Genomic DNA, 8,446 nt, shown 5'->3' with positions numbered 1-8,446 from the left:
GCCTGCGGCTACTGCTGGAATCGGTCGGCCTCGGGGCGGACGACATCCTCGCCATGCTCAGGGACGAAGCCGGGTGATCGACCGGCTTGTCCGCTGGTCTTCATGCCCCTGACATTTGCCATCTCCTGGAGTACGGCCCGACGTTCATCGTCTGTACTGCCGCAACGGCCCGCCCCTCATGCGGACACGCTCCAGCAGAACAAGGCCGTATCGATCATTGATAGGCAGTCTGAAATGGGTTCCCTGTCCGTCTATGCGAATATGCAGGCCCCCCCGCGGACCTGCTCCGCGACCGGAATACCAACATGACCGATCAGAGACCCGACCTCGACCCCGACGATCGCAAGGCCCGCTTCGAAGCCTTGCTGGCGCTGGCGCTCGATGAGGCTCCTGCGCCGCCCCGCCCGAGTGATACCGACATCGCTGCCTGGTACGACGGCAAGCTTGCAGGGGCACAAGCCGATGCCGTACAGGCATGGGTGGCTCGCTCACCCGAAGGACATGCGCTCTGGTCTTCGCTGCCGCCACCGGCATCGGTGACATCAGCCACCAAGATCATCCCGCTCGCCGGACGGCGTCGTTCGCCCGTGCGCACGGCGGCGCTGACACTGGTGCCCGCGGCTCTGGCCGCGACGGTCCTGCTGACCGTGCTGCCACGCGATACGCCGACTGTGGATGAATCGCTCGATTCGTTTGCAGCCAGCCTGAACACGCCCGTCCGCTTCGCTCCACCGGCCAGCGCAAAGTCTTTATTGCAGATGGTGGATGCCGATCAGGCAGCGTTTGCGAGTGGCGTGCGATCGGTACTGCAGCCGCGCACGCAGGAGTCGGCGCAGTGGCAGACCTGGCTCGCCGGCCTGCCGGAAGAATCCCGTGCTTCCTGCGCTCCGGATGCCGCTGCCGGCTGTAGCGAAAGGCTCGCGCTGCTACGCAGTGCCGGACGCTGGAGCGGGCTGGCCGTTCTGGCCTGTCGCGATGCCGCTCCGAATCCACCGGTATTGCCGGCCTCCTTCCTGACAGTCGCCGACGATCTGGCCAAGCAACTGCAGGCATTGCAGCCGACCGGCTTCGCAGCCTCGGTTGCCAGCAGCCTGCAGGCCGGTGCCGATGTTTCGGCACGCTGCAATGCGGCGTCCAGGCAGATCAGCCTGCTGCGCTGACTGGCGCCGTCACCAGCCCTGACCCGGTCAGCAGCGACCACGCTGACTCGCCGCCATCCTCTTGCGGTTCGAAAGTTTTCACGCAACGAAGCCACGAGACACGGCTGTTACCCACCGGCACCTCAACGCTTGAGGATTTTTTGTCGGCCCGGGTGTCGGGCCGGTCGTGTCTGTCCGTCCAAGACAGACACGTACCGTCACCGCGGAGGCCGACCGATGACCCGCCCCCTGCTGCCCGTTCTGCTGGCCTGTACGTGGCTGGCAGCCTGCGCCAGTGATCCGCCACCGCCACCGGCAACCGTGCCCGTCGAGGACAAACTCGACGGCAAACTCATCGAGTTACTGCAACTCCACGAAACCGGTCCGGCAAAAGCGCTCGGCAAACGGCTGAAAGCCCTGGAAGCCGAAGGCATCCTGCACGAAGGCGTCTCGGTCAAGGTGGACATCACCGCAACCTCGTCCGCGGTCGTTCCCGCGCTCGATGCGGCACTGAGAAAAGCCGGTGGGCGCAGCGAAACCAGTTTCGAAAATACCCTGTACGGCTGGGTGCCAATTCCGGCACTGCGCAGTTACACCATGCAAGCCGAAGTCTGGACGATCAAGGTGAGCGTACCAAGCACTTCACCGATTGCCGCTCCGACTGGATCCACTCCGGATGGTCTTGCAAAGCAAGGAGTTACCCATGGCCGCCTGCAAAAGCCTCGCTGACCGCTGCCTGCACGGATTAGGTCTCGCATTATTGCTGATCAGCGGTGCGGTGCAAGCAGGCGATGCCCTGTCCGCTCGCCTGCTGAGCCTGCGCAACCTGCCCATTCCAGAAATGCCATCGCAGAAAGAATGGAAATCTTCATCTTTGCAGAAGATTTCACCAACTCTGCTGGAGTTCAACGAGGCTGTCAGTAAGGGCCCTCTGTTTTCAACCAATCTGCAGGAAACCGCAAAGTCACTCGGAATTTCCTATGAAGATGACCGAGTAGCCGTCACGCTCGCCGCCAGCAATCCTTTCGAGATGGATGCCCTGTCCCGGTCAGTCCGGGAAATGGGTGGCGAAGTTACAATCACTTTTGATCATACCGTATTCGCAATGATTCCGGCACGTTCAATTGCTGGACTCGAGCAGATTTCATCGCTGGATTATGCCAAACCCCAAACCCTTTACTTCCCGACTGCGACGAACCGATCCCCGGGCGAAGGCGGCAAAATCACTGGCGTCGAACGTTTGCATGCCTCTGGCATCACCGGAAAAGGCGTCAAGGTTGGCATCATCGACTGGGGTTTCCAGAACTACCAAAAGCTTGTCAAAGCAGGTGTCTTGCCACAACCGAAGGCGACTCGCGCATTTAACCAGAAAAGAAACATTGAAAATGATGAAATTCATGGAACCGCATGTGCCGAAATCATACACTCCATGGCCCCCGACGCTGAATTATATTTGGCCAGCATTGATGGAAGAAATGATCAGATCATGCAGGCCGCAGCTTGGCTAGTTCAACAAGGAGTTAATATCATTAGTTTTTCCGGAGGCGGTCACGGCGGCCCCGTGAACGGAACAGATGTCCTGAGTCGATACATCGACAAGATCGTCAAGGACTCCGGAAACCGATTGTTATGGGTAAACTCTGCCGGAAACAAAGCTACAGAACATTGGATGGGCATGGCCGTCGACAGTAATCACGACAATATGATCGACATTCCAACCCAGGATGACCCGAATTATCCTGCCATACATCTTAAAGGCAGCCAGACACCGATGATGGTTGTTATTAATTGGGACGACTGGGGACCAAATCCAGAAAAGCCAACTGCCAGCATCGATATCGACGCAGAAATTTATCGTTTCGACGACAACAAGAAACCGATCAAAGTAGCTGCTTCTACTAATCCTCAACGCGGCCGCGGTGAACCCTTGGAAATTCTGGTAGTAAAAAAACCAGAAAAAGGCAAGGATTATTTTCTAATATTATGGCCACGCAAAGTCGATCGACAGGTAAAAATTCATGTGACCGTGAGCAATGGATTAATGGACCCGACGCGCGCCGAGGGCAGCATCGGAAGTCCTGCCACTGCCAGAATGGCATTTGCAGTCGGAGCAGTCGATGTCACAAACCAGCAACTGGAAGACTACAGTTCCCAAGGACCAACCGACGATGGCCGTTTGAAGCCTGAAATTTCAGCCCCTGACAAGACCTTGTCGCTTGCCTACCAATCAACCGGTGAAGAACGATTTCCTGGCACCTCAGCAGCCTGCCCGCACGTATCCGGCTATTCCGCACTGCTGAAGCAGATGCAGCCAGACATCAGTCGCGATGACCTGATCCGTCGCATCATCGAATATGCCCAACCGATGGGCGAAGGCCGACCGAACAATCAGTTTGGCTATGGACACATTTATGCCGGGCGCATCGAACTGGCCGGTAGCGGCACACCACCGGCGGCAGGTGCTGGAAATCCACCTCCGCAGACTGGATCTGCCACCGGCACGGGCCGTGATGGCAAGCGCGTATTACAGCCAATCCTCGACATCATGAAGCAGAACGGCCAGTAACCCCGGCCCGGGTCCCCACCGCATCGCCCGCAACGGCTTCATCACCGCTGCGGGCGAATTCGTTCAGACTTGCCGTTCAGCCGTGCTCGCGCACGTCGTCGATCAGCCGGCCGTCGTTCGGCAGGCTCCCCGGCGCGACGAACTCGACCACGCCGTGCAGGCGCGTGATGTCGCGCAGTACCCCGGCGACGCGTTCGGCGAGGCCCGGCGCCGGCGGGCCGGAGAGTTCGCAGCGCAGCCACATCGCATCCGCCCGCCCGACCCGGCCGACCGATAGCCGGCCGCGACCGAGATCCGGGAAGCGTTTCAGCACCTCGGCGATCTGGCCCGGATGCACGAACAGGCCGTTGACCTTGGTGGTCTGGTCGGCGCGGCCGAGCCAGCCGCGCAGCCGGCGGTTGCTGCGGCCGCAGGCGCTGTAGCCGGGCAGGACCGAGGACAGGTCGCCGGTTGCGAAGCGGATCAGCGGATAGTCCGGGTTCAGCGTCGTCACCAGCACCTCGCCGACCTCGCCGTCCGGCAGCGGCTCGCCGGTGCCGGGGCGCACGATCTCGACGATGACCTGCTCGTCGATGACGAGCCCGTCCTCGGCGCTGGTCTCGTAGGCGATCAGGCCGAGATCGGCGGTCGCGTAGCACTGGCGCACCGCGACGCCGTGGCCGCGCAGCGCCTCGCGCAAGCCACCCGTCAGCGGCTCGCCCGAGACCAGCGCCTTGCGCAGCGATCCGCTCGGGGTGCCGAGTTCGGCGGCGCGCTCCAGCAGCGTCAGCAGGAAGCCCGGCGCGCCGGTGTAGCCGTTCGGCTGCAGGTCGGCGATCGCAAGCACCTGCAGTTCGGTATCGCCGGGGCCGGCCGGGAACACGCAGCAGCCGAGGGCGGCAGCGCCGGAATCGACCATCGCGCCGGTCGGCGTGAAGTGATACGGAAAGGCGTTGTGGATCAGGTCACCGGCACGAAAGCCGGCGGCGAACAGCGCCCGCGCCAGCCGCCAGTAATCCGGACGACGGGCCGCCGGTTCGTAGATCGGGCCGGGCGACTGGAACACGCGGCCCATCAGCCCGGTCGGGCGCGTCGCCAGACCGCCGAACGGCGGCGCCTCGCGCTGCAGCGCCGCGAGTTCGCTCTTGCGCAGCACCGGCAGCGTCGCCAGCGCCACACCATCGGTGATGCGCGCCGGATCGAGGCTGCCGAGCAGGCGTGCATAGGCCGGCGAATGCGCGCGGGCACGATCGACCTGGGCCGGCAGCGCATCGTAGAGCCGGGCCAGACGCGCTTCCGGACTTCGGGTTTCGAGGGCGTCGTAGAAGGCAGCCATGGACTCGGACGTCTTGCAGGGTGGCCCTGCGCAGGGGACAAGGCCGGCGGGTGCCGGCCGACGGGGCTTTTCAGTCGTCCTTGCTGCAGTCGCGCGGCGTGACGCCTTTTTCCCTGGCGTAGTCGGCCGCCGACTGCGCCACCAGCGGCAGCACCAGCGACGAGTCGGTCTCGATGAAGTCCGAGATCAGGTTCCAGGTGCGGCCATCCCATTGCATGAAGCGCACGGGCGCATGGCCTTCGTGGTCGCTGCACGAGGTCTTCAGCGAGGGCATCAGCCCCTCGACGCCAAGCTCCTTCAGCCGTTCCGGCGTCAGGTTCAGGTGTTCGAGGCCCCAGCGCACCTGTTCGCCGGTCAGCGGCTTCTTGCCGAACCTGCCCTGCGCGACGCGGATCGCCTCGACGTTCAGCACGCCGTGCACGATGCCGCGGTTGTAGTAGACGCTGCCGATGCGTGCCGGATCGCTCATGTTGCCCTGGCCCTTCGCATAGAGCAGCGAGCGGATCTGCTGGATGGCCGGAAAGTTGTCGCCGGGCGGGTTCAGGCTCGCGGCAATGTAGCCTTTGGCGGTCTGCCCGGCCGGGACGACATCCTCCTCGGCACCGGCCCACCAGACGCCGACGATGTGATCGGCCGGGAAGCCGAAGCGCTGCGCGAAGATCAGCGCGGTCGGGTTCATGACGCCGAAGCCGCGCAGGATCACCCAGTCGGGCTTCTCGCGCTTGATCCGCGTCCATTCCGCCTGCTGGCTGGCGCCGGGCGGCGGCACCGGGATGTTGACCAGCGTGAAGCCGTACTTCTGCGCCTGGGATTCGAGGATCGGCAGGGTTTCCTTGCCGTAGGCCGACTCGTGGTAGAGGTTGACGATCTTCTTGCCGCGCAGCTTGTCCATGCCGCCTTCGCGCTGGCCGATGAAGCGGATCTTGGCCGTGCTCTGCGACCAGTACGTGGTCATCAGCGGGAACAGGTACGGAAACACGCGCCCGTCGGCCGAATCCGAGCGGCCGTAGCCGATCGACACCAGCGGAATGTGATCGGCCGCGGCGCGCTCAAGCAGCGCGTACACCGGCCCGGTGGCGACGAAGTTGAACATCGACGCGCCGCTCGGGCCGCGCTTCTTCAGTTCCTCGTAGCACTCGACGGTGCGCTCGACCTTGTACTCGGTCTCGCACTCGGCATACGTGAGCTTCACGCCGTTGACGCCGCCGTCGCGGGCATTGATCAGGTTCAGGTAATCGATGAAACCACCGAACACGGCGCTGCCGACGCCGGCGTTCGGGCCGACGCGAAAGCTCGTGATCGGGATGAACTGCTCGCCATCGGCCAGGGCCGGCAGCGGGGCGGTGATGCTCAGCGCACAGATGATCGCAAGGCGCAGTCTTGCGGCGAACTTCATGTCGGTCCCCTCCCCGTCGTCCTGAAAGCAGCCGGCTGGCTCCAGCCGGCTGCGGCGAGGTTACCGCAGTGTGCAATGCGCAGCATCGTCTGAAATGAACGAAGTTTCAGGTTCGTGCCGGCATGCCTGCGAGCGGCTCAGCCGCCGCCGATGCGCACGACGCTGCGCCCGGTCGCACGCCCGCCGAGCAGCGCCGCGCAGGCCGCCGGCAATGCCTCCAGCGTCAGTTCACCGGTGACGATGCAGGCCAGATGCTGCGGTTTCAGGTCCGCCGCCAGCCGCTCCCAGGTCCGCGCCCGCCAGGCCGGCGGGCAATACGTGGAGTTGATGCCGATCAGGCTGATGCCGCGCAGGATCAGCGGCATCACGGAAGTCTCCAGCCGGTGATCCTGCGCCAGACCGATGCAGGCGATGTTGCCGAACGGCCGGATCGTCCGGGTCAGCCACGCCAGCGTCGTACCGCCGAGGTTGTCGATCGCCCCGCCCCAGCGTGCAGTCTCCAGCGGCCGGCTGCCGGGATCGAGCGTGCTGCGATCGACGATCTGCGTGGCACCGAGTTGCTGCAGGTAGGCGTGCTCATCCGGCTTGCCGGTCAGCGCCGCCACTTCGTAACCGAGACCGGCGAGCAGATCGATCGCGAAGCTGCCGACCCCGCCGGTCGCGCCGCTGACCAGCATCGGCCCGTGCGCCGGCGACTGGCCGTTGTCTTCGAGGCGCACGATGCCGAGCGCGGCCGTGAAGCCGGCCGTGCCGATCGCCATCGCCTCGCGCAGCGTCAGGCCCGCCGGCAGCGGCACCAGCCAGTCACCGCAGACATTCGCATAACCGGCATAACCACCATCGGCCTCCTCGCCCAGCCCGCAGCCGATCACGAGCACCGCATCGCCTTCGCGAAAGCGCGGATCACGCGAGGCCGCGACGTGACCGGCGAGATCGATGCCGCCGACCAGCGGAAAGCGCTTCTGGATGCGCCCGGCCCCGGTGCAGGCCAGCGCATCCTTGTAGTTCAGGCTCGACCACGCGACGCACACACTCACGTCGCCGGGATTCAGATCGATGAGGGCGAGCGTTTCGAGCCGCGATTCGACGCGGCCGTCGACGCGGTGGGCACGCAGGGCCGCAAACGCGGCATCGGAGACCATGGCAATCACGCCCCTCAGCGGTTCAGGAACTGCGCGGTGCGCTTGTCGATGAAGGCCTGCATGCCTTCCTTCTGGTCGGCGGTCGCGAAGCAGAGACCGAACAGCTGCGCCTCGAACTGGCAGGCGTTGTCGAGATCAAGGTCCTGTCCGCGTTGCACGGCCTCCTTGCTCAGGCGCACCGCGACCGGCCCCTGCGCGGCGATGCTGCGCGCCAGCGCGAGGGCCTCGTCCATCAGCGTCGCGGCCGGGCAGACCCGGTTGACCAGCCCGATGCGCAGCGCCTCGGCGGCATCGACGTGCCGGCCGCTCAGCAGCAGCTCCAGCGCCCGCGCCCGGCCAACCAGCCGCGTCAGCCGCTGCGTGCCGCCGAACCCGGCCGTGACGCCGAGCGAAACCTCGGGCTGGCCGAACACCGCGCGCTCCGAGGCGAGGATGAAGTCGCAGCTCATCGCCAGTTCGTTGCCGCCACCGAGCGCATAGCCATCGACGACCGCGATCACCGGCACCGGCAGCGTCTCGATGGCACGCAGCACCGCCATCGTGCGCCGCGCGAACGCCTGCGCCTCGATCGCCGTGTAACCCTGCATCTCCTTGATGTCGGCCCCGGCCACGAAGGCCCGGCCCCCGGCGCCGGTGACGAGCAGCACGCGCGCCTCGGCATCGGCAGCGATGGCCTGCACGGCGGCATGCAGCTCGGCGATGGTCGCGCGGTTCAGCGCATTCAGCGCCCGCGGCCGGTTCAGCGTCAGCACGTGGATGCCCGGATCGGGCGATTCGAGCAGGAGGTTTTCGTAGCTGCCCATGGCGGGGACTCCGGTGACGGCAGGAGTCCACATTCATAGACGCTGAAATCGGGTGCGCACTGGCGAGGCATCCGCTCGCTCCCGG

General features: G+C 64.7%; 7 protein-coding genes. 3 read left to right on the top strand and 4 right to left on the bottom strand.

Annotated elements, in window-relative coordinates; genetic code table 11:
- Nucleotides 1-305 precede the first annotated feature (305 nt).
- The 3 genes from PKE44_RS11395 (at nt 306) to PKE44_RS11385 (ending at nt 3,705) form a co-directional block, all read left to right on the top strand.
- Entirely contained in the window at nt 306-1,160 is an 855-nt protein-coding gene (locus PKE44_RS11395) for a hypothetical protein (protein ID WP_324551191.1), read from the top strand.
- Nucleotides 1,161-1,376: 216 nt separating this feature from the next.
- Complete coding sequence (locus PKE44_RS11390; RefSeq protein WP_324551189.1) at nt 1,377-1,868, top strand: hypothetical protein; 492 nt, start codon at nt 1,377-1,379, stop codon at nt 1,866-1,868.
- Nucleotides 1,843-3,705, top strand: a complete 1,863-nt coding sequence (locus tag PKE44_RS11385) for a S8 family serine peptidase (RefSeq protein ID WP_324551186.1) — start codon at nt 1,843-1,845, stop codon at nt 3,703-3,705. The genes PKE44_RS11390 and PKE44_RS11385 overlap by 26 nt, the downstream gene beginning before the upstream one ends.
- Nucleotides 3,706-3,781: 76 nt before the next feature.
- On the opposite strand, the gene PKE44_RS11380 is transcribed toward PKE44_RS11385, so the two are convergent.
- The 4 genes from PKE44_RS11380 to PKE44_RS11365 all read right to left on the bottom strand — a co-directional run bounded on the left by PKE44_RS11380 (nt 3,782) and on the right by PKE44_RS11365 (nt 8,361).
- On the bottom strand, nt 3,782-5,020 hold the full coding sequence (locus tag PKE44_RS11380) for an AMP-binding protein (protein WP_324551183.1): 1,239 nt from the start codon (nt 5,018-5,020) through the stop codon (nt 3,782-3,784).
- A 70-nt stretch (nt 5,021-5,090) separates the two neighbouring features.
- Nucleotides 5,091-6,416: an ABC transporter substrate-binding protein gene (locus tag PKE44_RS11375; RefSeq protein ID WP_324551181.1), complete on the bottom strand. Its 1,326-nt coding sequence runs from the start codon at nt 6,414-6,416 to the stop codon at nt 5,091-5,093.
- Between the two features lie 137 nt (nt 6,417-6,553).
- A complete protein-coding gene (locus tag PKE44_RS11370) occupies nt 6,554-7,558 on the bottom strand; it encodes an acryloyl-CoA reductase (RefSeq protein ID WP_324551179.1) in 1,005 nt (334 codons plus the stop codon).
- 14 nt (nt 7,559-7,572) lie between these two features.
- Nucleotides 7,573-8,361: an enoyl-CoA hydratase-related protein gene (locus PKE44_RS11365; RefSeq protein WP_324551177.1), complete on the bottom strand. Its 789-nt coding sequence runs from the start codon at nt 8,359-8,361 to the stop codon at nt 7,573-7,575.
- Nucleotides 8,362-8,446 lie beyond the last annotated feature (85 nt).

It is taken from the genome of Plasticicumulans sp. (genome assembly GCF_035331805.1).
GTDB lineage: Bacteria > Pseudomonadota > Gammaproteobacteria > Competibacterales > Competibacteraceae > Plasticicumulans.
This window is presented reverse-complemented; position numbering and strand designations above follow the sequence as displayed.

Bases quoted from the DNA above. Each gene is read 5' to 3' on its own strand.
- PKE44_RS11365 (WP_324551177.1), bottom strand. From the start codon at position 8,361: ATGGGCAGCTACGAAAACCTCCTGCTCGAATCGCCCGATCCGGGCATC.
- PKE44_RS11375 (WP_324551181.1), bottom strand. From the start codon at position 6,416: ATGAAGTTCGCCGCAAGACTGCGCCTTGCGATCATCTGTGCGCTGAGC.
- PKE44_RS11395 (WP_324551191.1), top strand. From the start codon at position 306: ATGACCGATCAGAGACCCGACCTCGACCCCGACGATCGCAAGGCCCGC.
- PKE44_RS11370 (WP_324551179.1), bottom strand. From the start codon at position 7,558: ATGGTCTCCGATGCCGCGTTTGCGGCCCTGCGTGCCCACCGCGTCGAC.
- PKE44_RS11390 (WP_324551189.1), top strand. From the start codon at position 1,377: ATGACCCGCCCCCTGCTGCCCGTTCTGCTGGCCTGTACGTGGCTGGCA.
- PKE44_RS11380 (WP_324551183.1), bottom strand. From the start codon at position 5,020: ATGGCTGCCTTCTACGACGCCCTCGAAACCCGAAGTCCGGAAGCGCGT.
- PKE44_RS11385 (WP_324551186.1), top strand. From the start codon at position 1,843: ATGGCCGCCTGCAAAAGCCTCGCTGACCGCTGCCTGCACGGATTAGGT.